This window comes from Pseudomonas sp. R15(2017) (assembly GCF_002112685.1).
Classification (GTDB): domain Bacteria; phylum Pseudomonadota; class Gammaproteobacteria; order Pseudomonadales; family Pseudomonadaceae; genus Aquipseudomonas; species Aquipseudomonas glycinae.
Genome location: NZ_NEII01000009.1, coordinates 136281 through 157920, shown reverse-complemented (window position 1 = coordinate 157920; position 21640 = coordinate 136281). Strand labels below are relative to the sequence as shown.

The following is a 21640-nucleotide window of genomic DNA, read 5'->3' as shown; positions in this document are numbered from 1 at the left end:
GTCAGGCCTGCTGCGACTTGATCAGGCTGACGAATTCGCCGTAGTCGCGGATGTAGTCGGCAGAGTCGTAATAGTCGGATGCGAAGACCAGCAGCATGGCGTCCTGGGAGTACTTGTACTGGATGCCCCAGGTCATGGGTGGCAGATACAGGCCCATGTTGGGTTTGTCCAGGGTGATTTCTTCGCGGGTCCTGCCATCGTCCACAACCACGCGGATGCTGCCCCGGACTGCAATCAGGAACTGGTGGCATTGATGGTGTGCGTGCTCGCCGCGGGTGTCGGCGGTCGGTACGTCATAAACCAGGAAATAGCGTTTGGGCGTGAACGGGATTTCTCGCTCGAACTCACCCACCGACAGGCTGCCCCGCAAGTCGGGAACGGCCTTGAACGTATGCAGAGTCACTCCGGCGACGTTGGTGCCGGTGACCGCCGGTTTCGACGAAGCACTGACTTTCATGCTTTCGCTGGTGTTGTCGACAGCGTCCGCATAGCCAATGATTTTGGCGGGGTTACCGACCACGATGGCAAACGGCGGTACCGAGCGGGTCACGACTGCGCCGGCCCCGACCATGGCGTTTTCGCCGATGGTCAGTCCTGGAAGAATGGTTGCGTTGGCACCGATGCTCGCCCGGGTTTTCACCACGGTGCGCAAGAACTCGTCCGGGTACTGCTTGCTGCGTGGCATCCGATCGTTGGTGAAGGTGGCATTGGGGCCGATGAACACGTCATTCTCGATATTGATGCCGTCCCATACCTGGACTCCGCACTTGATCGTGACGCGGTCACCGATGACCACATCGTTCTCGATGAAGACGTTGTCGCAGATATTGCATTCGGCGCCCAGGCGCGCTTGCGGCAGCACATGTGCAAAGGCCCAGATCTTGGTGTCTTTGCCGATATGAGGCGATTCGCACAACCCGTTCGGGTGGACGAAGTATTCAGTGTTTTCATTTGTCATGATTGAAACTCTCGGTCCTCATCGGGATGGCCAACGGCCGTGCCTTGGTGTTTTCGTAGGTTCGCCATGCGTACGAACCCACGATGCCCAGGCCCAGCAGATTGGCAGCCCCGAGGAAGACGATGGCGTTGATGGTCATTGCATAGCCCGAAACCGTGATCAGCCCAAGCAAGCGTGCAATGGTGACGACGATACCGAAACCGGCCGCGAGCAGGGTGGTCACGCCCCCCAGCCGGGTCAGCAGGCGGATGGGCAGGTCCGTGAAGGCGAAAATGCTGTCCATCATGTAATTCACCTTCTTGGAGAATGTCCATGCCGACTTGCCGTGCTCGCGTTTCAGGCGGCTGTAGGAAATAGTCTTGCGGCGATATCCCAGCCAGAAAATCTGCGCGATCAGCGAGCTGTGCCGTTCATCGAGGGTCAGCAGCGTATCGCGAAAGGCCTTGTTGCAGCCGAACACATCTACACCGCCTTCCGGAATTTCCGATACCACATAGCGGCGGTAGAGATTCCAGAACGTCTTGGAGGCGATGCGCGACAGCAATGGATCGTCGCGGCCCTCGCGCACACCCAGTACCACGTCGTACTCGCCTGTCAGCAATTGCGTGTTCATCTCGAGCACCAGTTCCGGTGGCTCTTGCAGGTCGGCGGCCATGACCGCGAAGCGATCGCCCCGACCGGCTTCAAGACCTACCCGAATGGCCGGGAACGAGCCGAAGTTACGCGACAGCAGCACCAGGCGCGATTCGAAGCGCTGTTTGGGCAGTTCATTGCGCAAGATCTCGTAGCAGCGATCAGGGCTGCCATCGATCACAAAGACGGCTTCGAAATCGCCTGCCAGCTTGCTGTTCAGTCCATCGATGGCGACCAACAAGTCTGGCAAGGAGCCTTCGTTTTTGTAGACAGGGATGACTAACGTTAGCAAGCGATGGCGCTCCTTATCCGAAGTATTTCTGAACGGCTGCAATCACGGTTGCCACCTGTTCATCGGTCATGCCCGGGAAGCAAGGCAAGGTCACCAGATCCTTGCAGGTGCGCTCGGTCACTTCCAGGGAGCCGGCGATGCGAGGTTCGGTATAGGCGGCTTGCTGGTGATCCGGAACCGGATAGTGAACGTCCGTGGTCACTCCCTGAGCCTTGAGGAAGTCACGCAAGGCATCACGGTTCTCGATGCGTGCCACGTACAAGTGCGCGGCGTAGGAGTCATTGACCGACGGCAGGGCCTTGAAACCCAGGCCGGAAAAAGCTGCGTTGTAGCGAGCCGCGATGCTGCGTCGAGACTCGTTCCAGCCTTCAAGCTGCGGCAGCTTGACGCGCAGGATCGCTGCCTGCATTTCATCCAGACGGCTGTTTTTACCGCCCGCATGACCGACGTGATACTTGGACGACCAGCCATACTGGCGCAAGGTCTTGAGCTGTGCAGCGATCTTCTCGTCGCTGGTCACGACCGCACCGCCATCACCCATGGCGCCGAGGTTCTTGGTCGGATAGAAGCTGAAGCAGGCCGCATCGCCGAAGCTGCCCGCCTGACGACCGTCACGCTTGGCACCGTGGGACTGAGCGCAGTCCTCGATCAGCTTGATGCCGGCGGCGTGGGTCAGGGCCAGCAATTCTTTGACATTTGCCAGTTGCCCGTAGAGGTGAGTGACGATCACGCACTTGGGCTTCTCCTCCAGGGCCTTGGCCAAGGCTGCTGGCGACATGGTCATGGTGGCTTCGTCGATGTCGACATACAGCGGCGTTGCACCAATGCTGTGAATCGCGGTGCTGCTGTAAAAGCCTGCGTTGGCAACAGTCACAACCAGATCGCCGCGCTCTACACCGACACTGCGCAGCGCAATTTCAATGGCGTCGGTACCGTTGGCCATGGAGACGCAGTGGCTGACACCTACGTACTCAGCGAATTCCTTCTCGAATCCGGTGACCTCTTCGCCCAGGACATACCAGTTCCGGTCGAGAACTTTCTTGACCGCGCCAAGGAAGTCGAGGTTCTGGTTCATTGCCTTGTCGGAATAGAGAGGGATCATATCGATGCTCCTTGGGTGTTCAAGCCGGAATTGATTGCAGAAGACTTGGTTTTTTTAAAAAAATGCTTTTTGAGCCGCAAGGCCCGTTTTTCGATCAGATGCCAGGATGCGATCCCGCATGCCAGTGCGATGATGCTCGCGGCCAGGCAGTTCTGGTTCCCGGTGAAGTCAGGGAAGGCCCAGGCGACGAACTGCTGTGCGGGCCAGCCATAGAGATAGACGCCGTAGGAGTAATCCCCCCATTTGTCCATCCAGGCAAATTGTTTCAGGAAGCTGACAGTGCAGAAGAAGGTCACCAACAACAGAATGTAGCCGAAGACGAATTTGTCAGTGCCCAGTGTGATACCGGCCAGGAACAAGGCGATCAGCAGGAAATACGGGCTGACGGGAATGCTGTCGCGGTTGATGTAAAGGAAGGAGCCAATATAGAACAGCAGGCAGACGTGCAACATGGTCGCGCCGCTGATCGATGCGGGCAGGAAGGTCTTGTCGTTCCAGATCACGACGATCAGGACAAAAAACACCGTGTTGAACACTGCACGGCTGCGCATCACGCCGAAGACGTAGAAGAACAGCACCACGATGTACAGCCAGACTTCAATCAGCACCGACCAAATCGAGCCGTTCACTGCCTGGTCGTGGTTCTGGGTGAACACGCCGGGCAGGAAGAAACCACCCTGATAGGTGAAAGCGAGGCCCTTGAAGTAGGTCCAGACTTCCCGGCTCGTGAGGTAGTCGGACAATGACAGGGTGGTCACAATCCCGCCCAGCACGAAGGTCACCAGTATCAGGTTGACCCACAGTGCCGGATAGATTCTCAGGACGCGGGAAATCACATAGTTCTTCACGCCGCTGTTCAGAATGCTGGCGGTGACCAGAAAACCGCTGATCAGGAAAAACAGATCGACCGCTACGCCGCCCAGGAATGCATAGCCGGTGGTCACGGCGACCCAGTCTGCCGGTGCTCCGGCGACAATCGCCGACGTATGGCCGTAAATGACCGAAAGTGCAGCAACCAGGCGGATAAACGTCAGGTTGTTGTTCTTGCCAACGAACAGATCTGCAAGCGTACGCATCATTGAGCTCCTGCAATGGTCAGTTTCAGGCAGCTCGCTTCAGCGGCGGGGGCGTCGGTCACGACCACTCGACCCTTGGAAGAGGCAGCGCCCTGCTGGATGCCCGCAAAGAGCGGATCGGTCTTGTCCATGACGATGTTCCAGACGGTGTGCAGGTCCATCACGGTTTCCAGATACTGACCGCTGTGCATGTACCACGGAGAAAACGCGTTGGCGCCATAAATGCAAACCGAAGGAGCGGCATTGATGGCCACCTTGTTGTCTTCCAGTTGCTTGAGCACCTTGGCATTGTCGGAACCGACGGCATCGTACCAATGGGCGACGCTGGTGCGTCCCGGTGTGTCGTTGATATACAGGGGCACGGCAAGTGCGGCCAGCAAAACACTGGCCAAACAGGCACGCAGCGGTGCCGGCATCGCAGTTTTCAGCAGTTCGGCCAGCGCGACGTAGACGGAACCGACGATGAAAGGCAGCCAGATCAGTTCGTAATAGGCGTTGACGTGGTTCGGCAACACCGAATACGGCGCGATCAGGGTCAGAACGGCACCGACGACGTAAAGCGTCTTGGGGATTTTCCTGTCCCGTAGCAGCACAATCAGCGCCACAACCGCAGAAAAGACCATCGCGGCCGCGATGATGTTGCCGTGTACGAGCATTGCCGGATGGCCAGCACCGGTCAGGTAGCGCCACACGGTATTCGCGACGCCGGTCACGGAGGTGTCGATGAAGTACGAAGACTGTGCATCGCTGGCACCGAGGAAGCTGGACGCAGCGAGAAACTTCGCCCCGGCAACCATCAGCAGTGACGCTCCCAGACCGATCAGCCCGGTCACAATCCGTTTCTTGAGCGGTTTGTCCGATTTGACCAGGACATAGGTAAAAGAAAACACGTAGAAGAGGATGAAGTCTTCCTTGGCCAGCGTGGACAGCAGCAGCAGGGTCACGGACACATACAGCCAGGTATCACCGGTTTCTCGATCATCCTTGAACAGGAAGTAAACGGCCGCGAGCCCCAGGCATCCGGACATCATGTGCGTCACCATGCCAGTGTAGCGGGCATATTCGGCAACGATCGGCGTGGAGAGGGACGCTGCGGCGAACAACACCAGCGTGATCCAGTACTGACGCGGTTGTACGACTTCGATCAGGATTTTCCAGCAAAGGAAGACATAGGTCGCGGTGAATATCCGTACCGCCCAGATCAGATAATCCGGCCCCAGCGAGGAGAACACGAAGATCAGCCAGGTCGACAGGGGGCGAATCCAGGACAGGGCCAGGCCGCCGGCGGCAGACGAATAGTTGGTGTAGTCGTCATGGTGAACGGGGATGGACGTCGGCAAAAAGCCTGAGACGGAGTAGTACGCCATCAAATAAAAGACAGCCGAAATCAACGCAAACGAAAGAATATTCAAATGCTTTGATAAAAACGGTGGTGGCATCGAGTTCATGGATCCGCTCATTTCTTTTCTGCGTCTTTATAAGTGTGTGGAGTCCATTTGCCCCATTTGGCCTCGTAGGTCGCTTTGTTTTGCTCGAACAGCGCCTGACGGTCGGCGCTTCGAAGCTTATTGAACGAAGCCGACAAGTGATGGTGGATGAAAACGTCCTCAGCGCAGCAAATGGTCTTGCCCAATAGCTCGACGCGACGGCAGTAGTCGTCATCTTCAAAGAAACCGCGACCGAAGGCTTCGTCCAGCGGGCCCACCGCTTCGTAGACTTCGCGGGAAAACATGACGCAGAAAAACGCGGCGGTCTGGATGTGCTGCAGCTTGCCGATATGGCTGTGGGTGTACTTCGCTGCTTCAACCAGCATTTCGTCCATGTTCTGGTAGCTGATCTGGATCTTGGCTTCGTTACCGATGTTGTTGGTCACCGGGCCGATGATGCCGATCGAAGGGTTGCGCTCCAGATGGCGATACAGCGTACGGATCCAGCCTGGTGTGACAAACGTGTCGTTATTGAGCAGAACCAGGTATTCACCATCGGCAATGGCCAGGCCCTGGTTGTTGCCCGCTGCGAACCCTCGGTTATCCTCGTTGAGGATGATCCTGCGGTTCTCGCCTTGAGTGACCCAATCGTTGAGCAGTGCCGGTGTGCCATCCACCGACGCGTTGTCGACAACGATGATTTCGAGGTTTTCGTGGTTGGTGTTCGCATCCAGGCTGGACAGGCAAGCCTTGGTCAGTTCGATGTTGTTGTAGGTCACCACGATCACACTGACTCGGGGCACGCTTCGCGCGTTTTCGATCCGTTGGATCATCTGTTCGGCGCGGTGGCCCCAGGTCTGGTTTCTGGCGAATGCCTGACGGGCCGGCACACGGGCGGCAGCATCGGGTGCATCAAGTTCTTCGCTGATCGCACGGATGAACTCTTCCGTGGTCGGCGCGGCATGCACCAGGTTTTCGAATTGCTTGATTTCCGGCAGGTCGACGGACACGACCGGTTTGCCGGCACTGAGGTATTCATAGACCTTGACCGGGTTGGTGGCCAGGGTCAGCGGAATCACCTGGAACGGCAACAGGCAGACGTCGAAGGCATGCAGGTACTTCGGCAGTTCGCTGTATGGCATTTCCCCGGTGAACGTGACGTTGTTCAAATGTGCCAGTCTGGCCCGGGCGCCTGCGGTGTCGGCACCGATCATCAGAATGCAGTGCTGAGGGAATGCCTTGGCAACGCTTTCCAGCAAATCAAGGTCGAACCAACCGGCGATTGCACCGTAATAGCCAATGATCTTGCGTTGCTGAGGGTCGACATATACGTCGGCCGGGCGTGCCGCGAAGTGTTCGAATTCGCCGGCATTGCGAATCAGGATCCGGTTTTGCGTGTGCTGCGATACGATTTCATCCAGCCAGGTGGAGGTGGTGATCGTGATATCGGCGTTGCGCATGAGCGCTCGCTCGATCGCCAGCACTTCTTCGGAAACGTCGCCGAATCCCTCGTGGTGATCCATGCAGTCATAGACCACTTCGCTGTCCGGCAGCATGGAGCAGGTTTCATACCAGAACGGATGCTGAACCATCGAAACGATCTGACGGCTTGCCGCCCAGTCCAGCACATGACCGATCGAACCTTTGAGCTGCTCGGCGATGTCGACACCCGGCGCGGTGGTGTAGATCACCGGGGCGCCTTTGGCGTACAGGTTGATCTGGAACAGCCGGCCATGTTCGTCCAGTTGCTCGACTTTGAAACCCGGGCGTGGGTCGTCAACCAGGTTGACGGACACATAGAACACCCGCCGACCCGCACCGGCCAGCGCTTGTGCCAGTTGTTGCGGGCGCTGGTGACGGAAGTGCCAGTCGATGACGCCCCAGAAGATGTAGTCGGCGAGGCCTTGCTGTTGCGGCGCAGGGCGCAGCGTCGGCAGATCGAACGAGTTGCCGCTCAACACCTGATTCTTCATGGCGGACAACGGCGTTTCGACGACCGTCGAATAGGATTGTCGTACGGCTTTTCTGACGGCGGCCGGCAAGGGGAGACGGTGGTAGACGCTGCGGAGCTTGTTTTTCAGGGCGCGCTTGTCCGCCGTCGAAAAGCCGTGACGGGCCATGCGCAGGGCCAGGCGCAAGGGTTTGGTCAATTTCCAGGAATGACTGTCGATGACTTGTTTGTATTGCGCTTCGACGCGCTTGAGCTGTTCGAAAACGACTCTGTGCGCTTCCACTGTCGCTTGATTCGCCGCTTCGCTGGCCTCCAGTGCGGCCAGTGTTTCGGCCTGTGTGGCGATCAGTTCAGCCTGTCGGTCTTCCAGATTGCGCAAAGCTTCCTCGAACTCGCCATGTTGGGATTCGAGTTGTTGACGTTGCGCCGCCACGCGATCTTTCAGATCGGTCCAACGTGAGTTGTCGGACTCGATATCGAGATCGTGCAAGTGCAGTTGCGTGCTCTGGGCATTGTCCAGGTTCGAATACACCAGCAGGATCTGCTCGCCACGCCAGTAGTTGGGTTCGTCCTGCGAGGTGTCGATGATGCTGCTGTGGGTCAATACCCATTTGCCGAAGCTTGCGGGGACGTTTTTAAAGTCGAAGGAGTAGAAGTGCTCATCGATCAGCTCTTGCTCCAGCTCTTGCTCTCTGAATGGCAGGAGCAGCACGATGAATTTTCCGGCCTTGGTACTGACCTGCTTGAGCACATTCCACGGCGCAGTGAAGTGTTCGAGCGTGTTGGATGAAAACACGACGTCCCAAGTCTCGCTGGTTCTTTCGCCCAGAAAGTCCTCGCAAAGAAATTTGTAGGCCGGGTAGGCTGCGGAAGCTTTCTCGATCGCTTCGGAGGAAAAATCCACGCCGACGAGGCCCGGCAGTTCCAGGCGCTTGGCCAGAGCCTGCGTGCCGTCGCCCTGCGCGCAGCCCCAATCGCACATCGTCAGGTTTTGATCCTTGATTTGTGCGATGAGCCAGTTCGGGATGTTTTTAGCCGCCACATCACTGAAGAAGATACTTTGTTCGCGACCGAAGTTTTCTTCCCAGTCGTTGGCAAAGCGATGATCCCAGTAAGCTTTGGAGTTGACTTCACCAGTCTCAATTGAATCGTCGGCAGGTTTTTTCATGGTGTAAGTGCTCCTTTACTCACTGCATCGTTTTCGATAGCGATGGATATTCTCGGCATGAACAATCCCGAGGCATTGCTGATAAATGACGAAGAAAAATACTGCGCGCCTTCCACATACTCATAGTAATGAATGGCGGCCGAAGTTCTGTTTTCGATGGCGGCAACTAACAGGTAGTCACCGGAGCACAGGAAGTTGTCCACTTCGAAGCACACTTCCTGGCCTTCACCATTGTCAGGTTCGAAAGTCAGCTTTTCATTCCAGGTCGTGCCGACGATAAGGTCACTGCCCGATAGATTCTTCAAAGAGAACGACACCGACAATCCTTCAGTCGACTTCAAGGCGCGAGTGCTGAACCTGATCTTGATGATCATTTTTTCGTGATCGTTGTACAGGTTCTTGCGCACCCCTTGGGCATCGAAGATGCCGGCACTTTCGATCACCCCGATGTGTGATCCCCAGTGATTGATGGGCTGCTCCACGTGGCGCGGTTGTACTGTGGCTTCGGGCGATGAAATGTCCGGACTTTTTTCCGGAGCTCGATCAAACAGGTGTTCGGTGTACTGGGCTGTGACCGGGAAAACATCACCGATCGCGCGAACGGTACCCTTGTCCAGCCACAATGCGCGGTCGCAGAGAGTGCGGACAGCCGCTACGTCATGGGAGACGAACAGGATGCTGACGCCCGAGTCCTTCATCTGCTTGATACGATCCAGGCACTTGGCCTGGAAGCGTGCGTCGCCCACCGACAGTGCTTCGTCAACCACCAGGATGCTCGGATCGGTATGCACGGCCACGGAGAACGCCAGGCGCACGTACATGCCCGAAGAGTAGGTCTTGACCGGTTGATTGATGAAGTCGCCGATTTCCGCGAACGCTTCTATATCGGCATATCTTTCGTTGATCTCATCGAGCGACAAACCGAGAATCGCTGCGTTCAGATAGACGTTTTCCTTGCCGGTGAACTCCGGGTTGAAACCGGCTCCAAGCTCCAGCAGTGCGGCGATACGGCCGCGTACATTGATCTCGCCTGAGCTCGGGTTCAGGGTGCCGCAGAGCATCTGCAGAAGGGTTGACTTGCCCGACCCGTTGCTGCCGATGATACCGACGGTTTCACCGGTCCTGACTTCGAACGAAGCGCTTTTGAGTGCCCAGAACTCGTTGAAATATTTGCGCTTGCCGCGAAACAGCATCTGCAGCAGTCGCTTGTGCGGCTTGTCGTAGATTTCGTAGCATTTGCTCAGGTTTTCGACGCTGATGGCCGGCTCAGAGTACATCGGCAAACCCCTTGCGAGTCTTTTGGAACCAGGCAAAGCCACACCAGGCCATGATGGCCCCGAAAATCAGCATGATGCCCCAGGTCATGAAGTCCGGAACCTGGCCGAATATCAGCACGTTGCGGCTCTGCTCGATGATGTAGGCCAGTGGATTGATGCGGATCCAGAATTGATATTTTTCCGGCAATGCAGTGATCGGAAAAAACACGGCAGACATGAACAGCATCACGGTAGTGAACATCACTGTGATCTGGCCGATGTCGCGCAGATAAACGCCGAGCGAGGCGAACAGCCAGCTCATGCCCATGATGCCGAGAAACAGCGGCAGCATGACAAATGGAAGCAGCAATGCTGTCCATGGAACGCTGTGATTGATGATGATTTGCGCAAGCAACAATACACACAGGCTGATGGCGGCGTGAAACAGTGCCGACATGAATGTGACCCATGAAAGTACTTCAAGCGGGAACACGACCTTTTTCACGTAGCTGACATTGGACGTTATCAGGGCCGGTGCGCGATTGATGCATTCAGCGAACAGGCCATGGATCAGAAGTCCGACAAAAAGAATGATCGCAAAGTCAGTCTTGCTTTCATCGGCCGATACACCCCAGCGCGCTTTGAAGACAACTGAAAAAACGAATGTGTAAATAACCAGCATCAAGATCGGGTTGAAAAAAGACCACGACAAACCCAATGTCGAGCCACGATAACGTCCCAGTACTTCGCGTTTGCTCAACTGCATTATCAAGCGTTTGTTACGCCAGAAACTGCTAATCATCTCTACAGGGTTTGCTGAATAATTTTGCATCAGGGGTTTGACTCGACTTCTTGTGCAGGTGGCCTATTGACGTTCAATTTTTATAGCGAGGAGTGACTGTCCATTTTTCCGGTAAGCCTGGGCGGTGCCTTATGGTTTTACCGGTACGAATCCATGAATTTCGCCTCAACCAGAGGGAACGGAAGGCTGCTAGATCGGTTTGGCCAGCGTTGACAGCCCAGCGTCTCGACCGCGCCGCGCATGGTATCGTATTGGGCCCTGCCATTTCACCCTGTAATCTCCGTTTTCCCGCGTCTTTGCCGGCTTGCACGCGTGCCAGTGCCCGTCTTGACACGGAGCTGACGCTTTCCATTCATCGATTCGGGTGCAGGGAGGACGACGGCATGTCGGGACTGACGTTTCACTTCAACGCTGACGCCATTAGTGGCGTTACATGGATGAAACAGCAAAGGCGAGGGGCAAGGCGCAATTTCACGACGTGGATTGTCATGCTGACCATGAAGTTTGCGGCCCGGATGGCTATACATGAAAGAGCCAGATCCGGGGCAACATTGACAGCTTCGAATTGTCTCACTACAAGAAACTCGGGTAGGCGGTTGCGGATGACAACGGTTTGCAACGAGATATTGCCAATATTTCACAACGCGCTGTGTTTCCATTTACGTACAATGGCGCGCAGGTTTTGTGAGCAGGCATCGTCGGGAGAGCGACTGGATATTTATGGATAAATTTAGGGTTTTCTTACTGAGTCTGCCCCGGCGGCAAAAGCGGCTGTTGCAAGTGGCAACTGACTGCATGCTGGTCTGGCTGGCGCTCTGGTTGGCATTCATCGTACGTCTGGGCATTGATGACATGTATAACCCTTTGCGCGTTCATTTCTGGCTGTTCACTTGCGCGCCTCTGATCGCGATCCCGCTGTTCGTCCGTTTCGGCATGTACCGTGCCGTGATGCGTTATTTCGGCAATGATGCCCTGGTTGCAATCATCAAGGCTGTCAGCCTTTCGTCGTTGATTCTGGCGCTCGTGGTTTACTGGTACAGCAACCACGAGGCGGTCATACCCCGCTCGATCATCTTCAATTACTGGTGGCTGAGCCTTGTCATCATTGGCGGATTGCGTCTGTGCATGCGTCAATATTTCATGGGTGACTGGTTCAATACGGTGCAGCATGTACCCTTTACCAACCGGGATGACGGGCTGACCAAGGTCGCGATCTATGGTGCGGGTGTGGCGGGCAATCAATTGGTCGCGGCGCTGCGTATGGGCCGGGTCATGCGCCCGGTTGCTTTCATCGATGATGACGCCAGCATTGCCGACCGCTCCATTTCCGGACTCCAGGTCTACAAGCCCAAGCATATCCAGCAAATGATCGATGTGACGGGGGCTCAGGAAATCCTGCTGGCGCTGCCATCGTCGACTCGCGCGCGTCGCCGCGAAATTCTAAATGTGCTGGAAGGTTTCCCACTGCATGTGCGCAGTGTTCCGAACTTTACCGATTTGGCCAGCGGACGGGTAAAAGTCGAAGACATTCAGGAAGTCGACATCGCAGACCTGCTCGGGCGTGACGCAGTTCCAGCGCAACCGGATCTGCTCGAACGTTGCATCAAGGGCAAGACGGTGATGGTCACGGGGGCTGGGGGCTCGATCGGGTCGGAGTTGTGCCGGCAGATCTTTGCGCATGCACCCACTACTCTTCTATTGTTCGAACATAGTGAGTTCAATCTGTACAGCATCCTTTCGGAGCTGGAGCAGCGTGGTGTCCGCGAGTCGGTGCCGGTTCGCCTCTTGCCGATCCTGGGCTCCATCCGCCATCAGGACAAACTCCTCGATGTCATGCGAACCTGGAAAGTCGACACGGTCTACCATGCGGCAGCTTATAAGCACGTGCCGATGGTCGAGCACAATATTGCCGAAGGGGTGCTCAATAACGTCATCGGAACCCTCAACACAGCGCAGGCGGCGTTGCAGTCGGGGGTTTCGAACTTCGTTCTCATATCGACCGACAAGGCCGTGCGTCCGACCAACGTCATGGGCAGCACCAAGCGTCTGGCCGAGATGACGCTCCAGGCGTTGAGCCGTGAAGTGGCCCCTGTGCTGTTCGGCGACAAGGCCAACGTGTCTCGTGTCAACAAGACCCGCTTTACCATGGTTCGCTTTGGCAACGTGCTGGGTTCGTCCGGGTCTGTTATTCCTCTGTTTCACAGCCAGATCAAGTCAGGCGGTCCGCTGACGGTCACCCATCCGAAAATCACCCGTTACTTCATGACCATTCCCGAAGCGGCCCAGCTTGTCATCCAGGCGGGTTCGATGGGGCAGGGGGGTGATGTCTTCGTGTTGGACATGGGTGAGCCGGTCAGAATCGTCGAGCTGGCCGAAAAAATGATTCATCTTTCGGGTCTGAGCATTCGTTCCGAGCGTAATCCGCAAGGTGACATTTCCATCGAATTCACCGGGCTGCGGCCAGGAGAGAAGCTCTATGAAGAGCTGTTGATCGGCGATAATGTCGCCGCCACGCCTCATCCGATGATCATGACCGCCAATGAAGATCACTTGCCTTGGGATGTGCTGAAAGGCAAGCTGGCCGAGGTCCTCACTGCCGTCGAAAAAGATGATTATTCGCGCGTCCGTCAGTTGCTGCGAGAGACTGTCAGCGGGTATTCCCCTGACGGTGAGATCGTGGACTGGATTTACCAGCAGCGGCGCTTGGAGCCCTGATTGCTTCACATCCTGTAACGGACACGTTTTTGACAGGCTCCCATCATCGCCTAAGTTTGGAGAGCAGCTTCGGAAAAGCTGCTTTCTCAATTGATGATGGAGCGTCACTTATGCGTACCGGATATTTCTACTCCCTGATTTTTGCCCTGCTGACCAGCGCCTCTATTGCTGCCATTGCTGCGCCTCTGGCTTCTTCAGAAGCGAACAAGGCACCCGTGGTGATGGACGCGTCAGTCACTTCTGAAAATCATAAGGTCGATCTGAACGGTGCCGACGCGGCCACTCTGCAAAAGGAATTGGCAGGCGTGGGCGAGGCCAAGGCGAAAGCGATTGTTGCTTATCGTGAAACAAATGGGCCATTTGCGTCCGTGGATGAACTGCTGGAAGTGAAAGGCATCGGCAAGGCGATCCTGGATCGCAATCGCGACAAGCTGGAAGTGAACTAAGCTGATTGTTCACCGCCAAGGGGCCGGTCATTGACCGGCCCTTTTTGCTTGCCGGTTCCTGAGTACACCGCAAGAGGGTTACAGCCTTTCCGTCGGAAAATAGAAAATTACGGCTATCATATTTGTTTCAGATTATGCCTATAATAATTTCAGTCGCCACTGAAGCCCTCTGCTTTTCAGCGGTCGCTCATTCCTCACGCATTCCAGGAGTATCTTCATGAATTCACCGAAATCCCAAGGTACGGCGCTGGTCACGGGCGCTTCTTCCGGTATTGGTGCGGTGTATGCCGAGCGGTTGGCGGCGCGTGGTTTCGATCTGCTGCTGGTCGCTCGTGACAAGGAGCGTCTGGAATCGGCTGAGAGCAAACTGCGAGACGCCCACGGCGTTCAGGTTGAGGTGCTCAAGGCCGACCTGACGAAAAAGGATGATGTGATCAAGCTTGAGCAGCGTCTGCGCAGCGATTCCAGCATCACGCTACTGGTCAACAATGCTGGCGTAGCATCCAACGGATTGCTGGCCAACGCCGATCCCGATGAACTGGAGAAGCTGATTCAGCTGAATGTCACGACCCTGACCCGACTGGCTTCGGCCGCCGCCGCTGCTTTCACCAGCGCCGGGCGCGGCACGATCATCAACATTGCATCGGTGGTTGCCCTGTTTCCTGAGCGTTTCAATGCCACCTACAGTGCCAGCAAGGCTTATGTATTGAGCCTCTCCCAAACGCTGAATGCGGAACTCGAAGGCACAGGTGTCAAGGTGCAAGCGGTTCTGCCTGGAGTGACGCGCACCGAAATCTGGGAGCGCTCCGGTTTTGATGCCAGCGGTATTCCTGCGGAGATGGTCATGGAGGCCGGCGAGATGGTCGATGCCGCGTTGTCCGGTCTGGATCAGGGCGAGCTCGTCACGATTCCTTCGCTGCCCGATGCCGGGGAATGGCAAGCCTTCGTCGCTGCCCGTCATGTGATGGCGCCCAACCTGTCCCACAGCTCGGCAGCCAGCCGTTACAAGTAAAAGTCTTTTGAGTCACGAGAGGTCAACCCGATATGGATCAGCGTCGAGTAGTTGTCACGGGTATGGGCCTGGTATCGCCCTTGGGAAGCGGTGTCGAAGTCGTCTGGCAGCGCTTGCTGGCGGGGCGTTCGGGATTGCGAAACCTGCCGGAGGCGGTCATTGCCGATCTGCCGACCCGGGTCGGCGGCGTGGTGCCGACGATGGAGGAAGACGCCGAAGCGGGTTTCGACCCGGATCGTGCGACGCCGCCCAAAGAGCAGAAGAAAATGGACCGTTTCATTCTGTTCGCGATGGAGGCTGCGCGTCAGGCGCTTGAACAGGCCGGCTGGCATCCCACCGAACCCCGCGCTCAGGAGCGCACGGCCACGATCATAGGCTCCGGTGTCGGCGGCTTCGGCGCGATCGCCGATGCGGTGCGCACCACCGACAGCCGTGGCCCGCGACGCTTGTCGCCGTTCACCATTCCCTCGTTTCTGGTCAATCTCGCCGCGGGGCATGTCTCGATCCAGCACGGTCTCAAGGGCCCGCTCGGTGCGCCGGTCACCGCGTGTGCCGCCGGCGTGCAGGCGATCGGTGATGCGGCCCGGCTGATTCGTGCCGGTGAGGCCGACATCGCGGTGTGCGGCGGTGCGGAAGCCTGCATCGATCGCGTCAGTCTTGCCGGTTTTGCGGCAGCGCGTGCTTTATCCAGTGGCTACAACGACACGCCCGAACGCGCCTCGCGCCCGTTCGACAGCGGACGTGACGGGTTCGTGATGGGCGAGGGCGCCGGGCTGCTGGTGATCGAGTCGCTGGAGCACGCACTGGCGCGCGGCGCACAGCCGCTGTTCGAACTGGTCGGCTATGGCACCAGCGCCGACGCCTATCACCTGACCGCCGGGCCGGAAGACGGCAGCGGTGCACGGCGGGCGATGACACTGGCGCTGGCCCAGGCCGGTATAGCGCCGGATCAGGTGCAGCATCTGAACGCGCATGCGACATCGACGCCGGTGGGCGACCTCGGTGAGTTGGCCGCAATCAAGTCGGTGTTTGGTGCGCAAAACGCAATCGCCGTGACCTCGACCAAATCCGCGACGGGGCATTTGCTGGGTGCGGCGGGAGGTCTGGAAGCGATATTCACGCTGTTGGCGATCCGCGATCAAATCGTTCCGCCGACCCTCAACCTGGAAAATCCCGATCCGGCAAGCGAAGGCGTAGACATCGTTCACGGCCAGGCGCGGTCAGTACCGATCGAATATGCGTTGTCCAACGGGTTCGGCTTCGGCGGGGTCAATGCCAGCGTGCTGTTCAAGCGCTGGCAGGCTTAGTCTTCCGTTCGTTTTAGATGTTCGCGGGTGACGTCGAGGATGCGTTGCGCCAACCCGGCATCCGCGACACTGCGCGACAGCAGCAGCGCTCCGGCCAGCGTCGCCATGATAACGATGCTGCGCTCGGGAGCGTTCTCGCCTTCAAGGGTGCCTTCGATCTGGTCCAGGCGCGCCTTGAGCACTTCATCGCTGGTCGGGCTCGGCTGGCCGCGCAACCCCAGCTCCGATGAAATGGTAACCAGCGGGCAGCCTTCATGCGGCGTGGTCTGATGCCACTCGGACAGGTAGGTGTCGATGAACAGCGCCAGCGGATTCTCCTGGGCGAAGATCTCCGCGCACAAGCCGGCCACTTGATCGCCGGCCGCTTGCAGGGCTTTTTCAACGAGTTCGTCCTTGGACTTGAAGTGCGAGTAGAAACCGCCGTGCGTCAGGCCCAGTGCTTTCATCAACGGCTGCAGACCGGTCGCACCAATGCCGTCCTTGCGAAACCGCTCGGCCGCTTCCTTGATAATGCGCTGATGGGTCTGGGCTTTATGATCCTGCGAGTAACGCATTTAAACTCTCCGCAACAAGATCGCCATCTTAACCAATGCAAATTGAATGGTGACTGTACTTCTACTTCTAAAAAAACGGCCGGTGACTCCGACATGTTCGTAACAGCCATCAGCGGTTGGCACGGATAGTGGTTGCAGCTTGCAAAGTTGCCATCGCTTGAGGAGCAGGAGAATCATGTACAAAGACTACCCGGCCGCCTATCAGGTCAGCAAAGGCTCGGCGTTACAGGTCAATACACCTTTCTACGAACGGATTCGCGACCGCAAGGACGGGCGCACGCTGATCGAACAATTCGAAGTGCCGATCCGCACCGGGCGGGCCTGGCACGTGCCGGCGGGGCATGTGTTTCGAGTCACCACACCGGTCGGGCCCCAGGTGGGCGATTTCAATGTGTGGAACGCACACGATCCACGCGAACGGATGTGGGCTGCGCGCACCCGGCAACTGCAGGGCGCGCATGTCAGCACCCACGACCGGTTGTGGTCGAACCTGCCTTTCCTGCGACCTCTGGTAACGATCACCGATGACAGCCTGGCGGACTATGGCATCGATGAGCACGGCGGGCGCCTGCACGATTTGCTCGGCACGCGCTGCGATCCCTATGTGAACAAAATGCTCACCGGCGAGGATTTCCATCATCACTGCCATTCCAACCTGACCCGCGCCGTGTTGCCCCATGGCCTGACCGAGTTCGATGTGCATGACGTGCTGAACATCTTCCAGTGCACCGGCCTGAATCACGATGACCTGTATTTCATGAAGGCCTGCCCGGCGCAGAAGGGCGATTACCTGGAGTTCTTCGCCGAAATCGACTTGCTGTGCGCGTTGTCGACCTGTCCCGGTGGTGATCTGTCACTGGCGATGTGGGGGCCGGACGCGCAGGACCCGCTGAACGTCTGCCGCCCGCTCGGGGTGGAAATCTATCGTCTGGACGACGCGCTGCTCGAAGGCTGGAGCCAGCCGGAACGCGCGGCGTACAAAGGCCTGCATGGCTTGCACATCGCCAAGGCCGACTGGGAAAAATAATCGCGACAAAAAACAAACCCCGCCGATTCAGGCGGGGTTTTTCGTTCAGCGGTCCTGCGCGTCCTTGATGTCCGCTTCGGCATTGCGTTCAGCGACGCGCTTGCGTTGTTCATCGGTCAGTTCGACCTTGTTGGCGGTGTCACGCAACATCATCAGACCGCCGACGATCGAGCCGATTGCAACGACCAGAATCAACCAGGCATACCAGGGCATAACGGCTCTCCTTAAGGGCAGGTCGACGGGCGAGGGTTTCGTCGTGCAACGCTGCATACCACTTTGAGCGAAGTGCATTCGCAGTGGTTCCATTCTAGGCCGGTTATGCCCGTCGCGGTTTACAGTCCGGTGAGCATGGCGTCTGCCGGGGCGTTGGCGCGCAACTGGCCGGTCAACAGGAAGTAGCCGAAACCGACCGCCATGAAACCGAGGAAGATCAGTCCGATCAACGCATTGAACCAGGCCATCGCCACCAGACACACCACGGCCAGCACCAGTGCAATCAATGGAATCAGCGGATAGCACGGCGCGCGGAAGGTGCGCTCCAGATTCGGTTCGGATTTGCGCAGTTTGAACAGGCTGAGCATGCTCATGATGTACATCACGATCGCGCCGAACACCGCCATGGTGATCATCGCGGCGGTGAGGGTCATGCCGCCGAGGTTGATCAGGCCGTCGCTGTAGATCGCTGCGATGCCGATCACGCCGCCGGCGATGATGGCACGGTGCGGGGTCTGGAAGCGCGACAGCTTCGCCAGCGAGGCGGGCAGATAACCGGCGCGGGCGAGGGCGAAAAATTGCCGCGAGTAGCCAAGAATGATCCCGTGGAAACTCGCCACCAGCCCGAACAGGCCGATCCAGACCAGCATGTGCAGCCAGCCGGAGTTGTCGCCGACCACGGTTTTCATCGCCTGAGGCAGCGGGTCGTTGATGTTCGACAGGGTGCGCCAGTCACCGACGCCACCGGCGAAGAACATCACGCCCATGGCCAGCAACACCAAGGTCAGAATGCCGCTGATGTAGGCCTTGGGAATCGTGCGTTTCGGGTCCTTGGCTTCTTCGGCGGCCATGGCGGCGCCTTCGATGGCGAGGAAGAACCAGATCGCGAACGGAATCGCCGCGAACATCCCGGCAATCGCCGGAGCACCGAAGATGTCCGAGCCGGCCCAGCCATTCAGCGCGAAGTTGCTAAAGCTGAAGGCTGGCGCGACTACGCCCATGAACACCAACAACTCGGCGACGGCCAGTACGCAGACGATCAACTCGAAGGTCGCGGCCAGTTTCACACCGAGAATGTTCAAACCCATGAAGACGATGTACGCGCCGACCGCCGCGTGTTTCGGATCAAGTGCCGGAAACTGCACATTCAGGTAGGCACCGATCGCCAAGGCAATCGCCGGCGGGGCGAAGACGAATTCGATCAGCGTCGCCAGTCCGGCAATCAGCCCGCCTTTTTCACCGAAGGCGCGGCGACTGTAGGCGAACGGCCCGCCCGCGTGGGGGATCGCCGTGGTCAGTTCGGTAAAGCTGAAGATGAAGCAGGTGTACATGGTCGCGACCATGAACGAGGTCACCAGAAAACCCAGGGTTCCCGCGACGCCCCAGCCGTAACTCCAGCCGAAGTACTCCCCGGAAATCACCAGCCCCACCGCAATTCCCCACAGGTGCAAGGTGCCCAGCGTGGGTTTGAGTTGTGTGTTCATGTGTTTGCTCCCTGAACGGTTTGGAAAGCTCGGGAAGGGCGTGTGCAGTGGGCGTGCCATTTTGTATTGGCGGGTCGTAAAGAGCTGAAAGCTGTCGTATCGGGGATGTTCGCGGCTTGATGGCTGCATTGTTGTGCGCCAGTTGGGTGCGATGTTGTCAGTGCTGCCGTCTTCGCGGGCAAGCCCGCTCCCACAGGTGTCAGCGGTGCCTGGACGCGCGCATTTCAAATTGTGGGAGCGAGCCTGCTCGCGAAGAGGCCCGTCCACACGACGCAAAACTCACCTGTAACGCCCGCGTAAACCCACTCTTTACGCTTTCTTTATGCCCTGCACACACCCTCGCTCTCGTTCCTTTACAGCCTCCTTTCCGACAATGCCTCCACACGCGGCAATACGCCGTAACACGGAGATCTTCCATGAGCGTTCTGGACGGGGTGTCACTGCTGCTGGCAGTGGGGCTGTTCATTTATCTGTTGGTTGCGCTGTTGCGCGCGGATCGGACTTAGGAGCGGCTATGCACAGTTATGACTATTGGCTGATCCTCGCATTCTTCGCGGTGGTCTTGCTGCCGGCGCCGTTCCTCGGGCGCTTCTACTACAAGGTGATGGAGGGCCAGCGCACCTGGCTGACGCCGATTCTCGGCCCGGTGGAGCGCGGCTGTTACCGTATCGCCGGGGTCAATCCGCAGGACGAGCAGAGCTGGCAGAAGTACACGTTGGCGTTGCTGGCGTTCAACCTTGCCGGTTTTCTGCTGCTGTTCGCGATCCTGCTGTTCCAGGATCACCTGCCGCTGAACCCGCAAAACCTGCCGGGCCAGGAGTGGACCCTCGCGTTCAACACCGCCGTCAGCTTCATGACCAACACCAACTGGCAGGCCTACAGCGGCGAAGCGTCGCTCAGCTACCTGAGTCAGATGGTCGGCCTCACCGTGCAGAACTTCGTCAGCGCCGCCACCGGCCTCGCCGTACTGGTTGCGCTGTGCCGTGGCATCGGGCGCAAGTCCACCAAAACCCTGGGCAACTTCTGGGTCGACATGACCCGCGCCACCCTCTATGGCCTGCTGCCGCTGTGCCTGCTGCTGGCGCTGTACCTGGTGTGGCAGGGCGTGCCGCAGACCTTCGCCCAATATGTGAATGCAGTGACGATGCAGGGCGTTGACCAAGTCATCCCGCTCGGCCCGGCCGCCAGTCAGATTGCGATCAAGCAACTGGGGACCAACGGTGGTGGCTTCTTCGGCGTCAACTCGGCGCATCCGTTCGAGAACCCGACCGCCTGGAGCAACCTGTTCGAAGTCGCGTCGATCATCCTGATCCCGGTCGCGCTGGTGTTCACCTTCGGCCACTACGTGAAGGATCTGCGTCAGAGCCGCGCCATCATCGGTTGCATGCTCGCGCTGTTCATCATCGGCGGCGCCACTTCGCTGTGGGCCGAATATCAGCCGAACCCTGCCTTGAACAACGTCGCCGTTGAACAGACTGCGCCGCTGGAAGGCAAGGAAGCGCGTTTCGGCACCACCGCCACCGTGCTCTGGTCGGTGACAACCACGGCGGCGTCGAACGGCTCGGTCAACGGCATGCATGACAGCCTCAACCCGCTCAGCGGCATGGTCGCGCTGGTCAACATGATGGTCGGCGAAGTGATCTTCGGCGGCGTCGGCGCGGGGCTCTACGGCATGTTGCTGAACGTGCTGATCGCGGTGTTCCTCGCCGGTCTGATGATCGGCCGCACCCCGGAATACCTCGGCAAGAAACTCCAGGCCCGCGAAGTGCAACTGTTGGTGGTGACCCTGCTGGTGATGCCGGTCGGCGTGCTGGTGCTCGGCGCGATTGCCGCCAGCCTGCCGGGTCCGGTGGCGGCGGTGAGCAACCCCGGTCCGCACGGTTTCAGTCAGTTGCTCTACGCCTACACCTCGGCCAGCGCGAACAACGGCTCGGCGTTCGGCGGTTTCGGTGCCAACACTGCGTTCCACAACCTGATGCTCGGTCTGGGCATGTTGATTGGTCGCTTCGGTTACATCCTCCCGGTACTGGCCCTGGCCGGCAGCCTGGCGATGAAGAAAACCGCACCGATCGGCCAGAACAGCTTCCCGACCCACGGCCCGCTGTTCGTGACCCTGTTGACCGTGACCATTTTGCTGGTGGGCGGCCTGACCTTCTTGCCGACCCTGGCGCTCGGCCCGATTGCCGAACACCTGAGCATGGGCTTCTAAGGAATCCA

General features: G+C 58.1%; 18 protein-coding genes. 7 read left to right on the top strand and 11 right to left on the bottom strand.

Annotated elements, in window-relative coordinates; translation table 11 throughout:
* Position 1: 1 nt before the first annotated feature.
* From CAF77_RS19365 to CAF77_RS19330, 8 genes are read right to left on the bottom strand one after another with little or no spacing between them, the layout of a single operon-like run.
* Positions 2-958 carry a WxcM-like domain-containing protein gene (locus tag CAF77_RS19365; protein WP_064383370.1) on the bottom strand — a complete coding sequence of 319 codons (957 nt, stop codon included), beginning with the start codon at positions 956-958 and terminating at the stop codon, positions 2-4.
* Positions 948-1883: a glycosyltransferase family 2 protein gene (locus CAF77_RS19360; protein WP_064383368.1), complete on the bottom strand. Its 936-nt coding sequence runs from the start codon at positions 1881-1883 to the stop codon at positions 948-950. The genes CAF77_RS19365 and CAF77_RS19360 overlap by 11 nt, the downstream gene beginning before the upstream one ends.
* A gap of 13 nt (positions 1884-1896) precedes the next feature.
* Positions 1897-2985 carry a DegT/DnrJ/EryC1/StrS aminotransferase family protein gene (locus CAF77_RS19355; RefSeq protein WP_108562926.1) on the bottom strand — a complete coding sequence of 363 codons (1089 nt, stop codon included), beginning with the start codon at positions 2983-2985 and terminating at the stop codon, positions 1897-1899.
* Positions 2982-4061, bottom strand: coding sequence for an acyltransferase (locus tag CAF77_RS19350; RefSeq protein ID WP_064383364.1), 1080 nt, complete (start codon positions 4059-4061; stop codon positions 2982-2984). Before CAF77_RS19350 ends, CAF77_RS19355 begins: the two co-directional genes overlap by 4 nt.
* Positions 4061-5509 (bottom strand): hypothetical protein, encoded by a 1449-nt coding sequence (locus CAF77_RS19345; protein ID WP_064383360.1) that lies wholly within the window; start codon positions 5507-5509, stop codon positions 4061-4063. The genes CAF77_RS19350 and CAF77_RS19345 overlap by 1 nt, the downstream gene beginning before the upstream one ends.
* A gap of 8 nt (positions 5510-5517) precedes the next feature.
* The gene (locus CAF77_RS19340) at positions 5518-8607 is read right to left on the bottom strand and encodes a glycosyltransferase (RefSeq protein ID WP_084777058.1); all 3090 of its coding nucleotides are present in this window, start codon (positions 8605-8607) and stop codon (positions 5518-5520) included.
* Positions 8604-9926: an ABC transporter ATP-binding protein gene (locus CAF77_RS19335; protein WP_199912982.1), complete on the bottom strand. Its 1323-nt coding sequence runs from the start codon at positions 9924-9926 to the stop codon at positions 8604-8606. Before CAF77_RS19335 ends, CAF77_RS19340 begins: the two co-directional genes overlap by 4 nt.
* A complete protein-coding gene (locus CAF77_RS19330) occupies positions 9874-10695 on the bottom strand; it encodes an ABC transporter permease (RefSeq protein ID WP_064383357.1) in 822 nt (273 codons plus the stop codon). The genes CAF77_RS19335 and CAF77_RS19330 overlap by 53 nt, the downstream gene beginning before the upstream one ends.
* 690 nt (positions 10696-11385) lie before the next feature.
* Here CAF77_RS19330 and CAF77_RS19325 point away from each other — a divergent pair.
* The 4 genes from CAF77_RS19325 (at position 11386) to fabF (ending at position 16145) form a co-directional block, all read left to right on the top strand.
* Positions 11386-13380 (top strand): nucleoside-diphosphate sugar epimerase/dehydratase, encoded by a 1995-nt coding sequence (locus tag CAF77_RS19325; RefSeq protein WP_064383355.1) that lies wholly within the window; start codon positions 11386-11388, stop codon positions 13378-13380.
* Between the two features lie 110 nt (positions 13381-13490).
* A complete protein-coding gene (locus CAF77_RS19320) occupies positions 13491-13826 on the top strand; it encodes a helix-hairpin-helix domain-containing protein (RefSeq protein WP_064383352.1) in 336 nt (111 codons plus the stop codon).
* A 217-nt stretch (positions 13827-14043) separates the two neighbouring features.
* Positions 14044-14838: an SDR family oxidoreductase gene (locus CAF77_RS19315; protein WP_064383351.1), complete on the top strand. Its 795-nt coding sequence runs from the start codon at positions 14044-14046 to the stop codon at positions 14836-14838.
* 32 nt (positions 14839-14870) lie between these two features.
* Positions 14871-16145, top strand: coding sequence for a beta-ketoacyl-ACP synthase II (gene fabF / locus CAF77_RS19310; RefSeq protein WP_064383349.1), 1275 nt, complete (start codon positions 14871-14873; stop codon positions 16143-16145).
* Here the strand turns inward: fabF and CAF77_RS19305 are convergent.
* Positions 16142-16699: a TetR/AcrR family transcriptional regulator gene (locus tag CAF77_RS19305; RefSeq protein ID WP_064383347.1), complete on the bottom strand. Its 558-nt coding sequence runs from the start codon at positions 16697-16699 to the stop codon at positions 16142-16144. The genes fabF and CAF77_RS19305 overlap by 4 nt on opposite strands.
* A 175-nt stretch (positions 16700-16874) precedes the next feature.
* Here CAF77_RS19305 and CAF77_RS19300 point away from each other — a divergent pair, with 175 nt between their 5' ends.
* On the top strand, positions 16875-17726 hold the full coding sequence (locus CAF77_RS19300; RefSeq protein ID WP_064383345.1) for a DUF1989 domain-containing protein: 852 nt from the start codon (positions 16875-16877) through the stop codon (positions 17724-17726).
* A gap of 45 nt (positions 17727-17771) precedes the next feature.
* On the opposite strand, the gene CAF77_RS19295 is transcribed toward CAF77_RS19300, so the two are convergent.
* Positions 17772-17939 carry a DUF2897 family protein gene (locus CAF77_RS19295; RefSeq protein ID WP_007950938.1) on the bottom strand — a complete coding sequence of 56 codons (168 nt, stop codon included), beginning with the start codon at positions 17937-17939 and terminating at the stop codon, positions 17772-17774.
* Between the two features lie 119 nt (positions 17940-18058).
* The gene (gene eat / locus CAF77_RS19290) at positions 18059-19423 is read right to left on the bottom strand and encodes an ethanolamine permease (protein ID WP_085607188.1); all 1365 of its coding nucleotides are present in this window, start codon (positions 19421-19423) and stop codon (positions 18059-18061) included.
* A gap of 416 nt (positions 19424-19839) precedes the next feature.
* Between eat and kdpF the strand changes: the two genes are divergently transcribed.
* Positions 19840-19929, top strand: a complete 90-nt coding sequence (gene kdpF / locus CAF77_RS19285; RefSeq protein ID WP_007950940.1) for a K(+)-transporting ATPase subunit F — start codon at positions 19840-19842, stop codon at positions 19927-19929.
* A gap of 8 nt (positions 19930-19937) precedes the next feature.
* Positions 19938-21632: a potassium-transporting ATPase subunit KdpA gene (kdpA, locus tag CAF77_RS19280; protein WP_039770510.1), complete on the top strand. Its 1695-nt coding sequence runs from the start codon at positions 19938-19940 to the stop codon at positions 21630-21632.
* Positions 21633-21640: the final 8 nt, after the last annotated feature.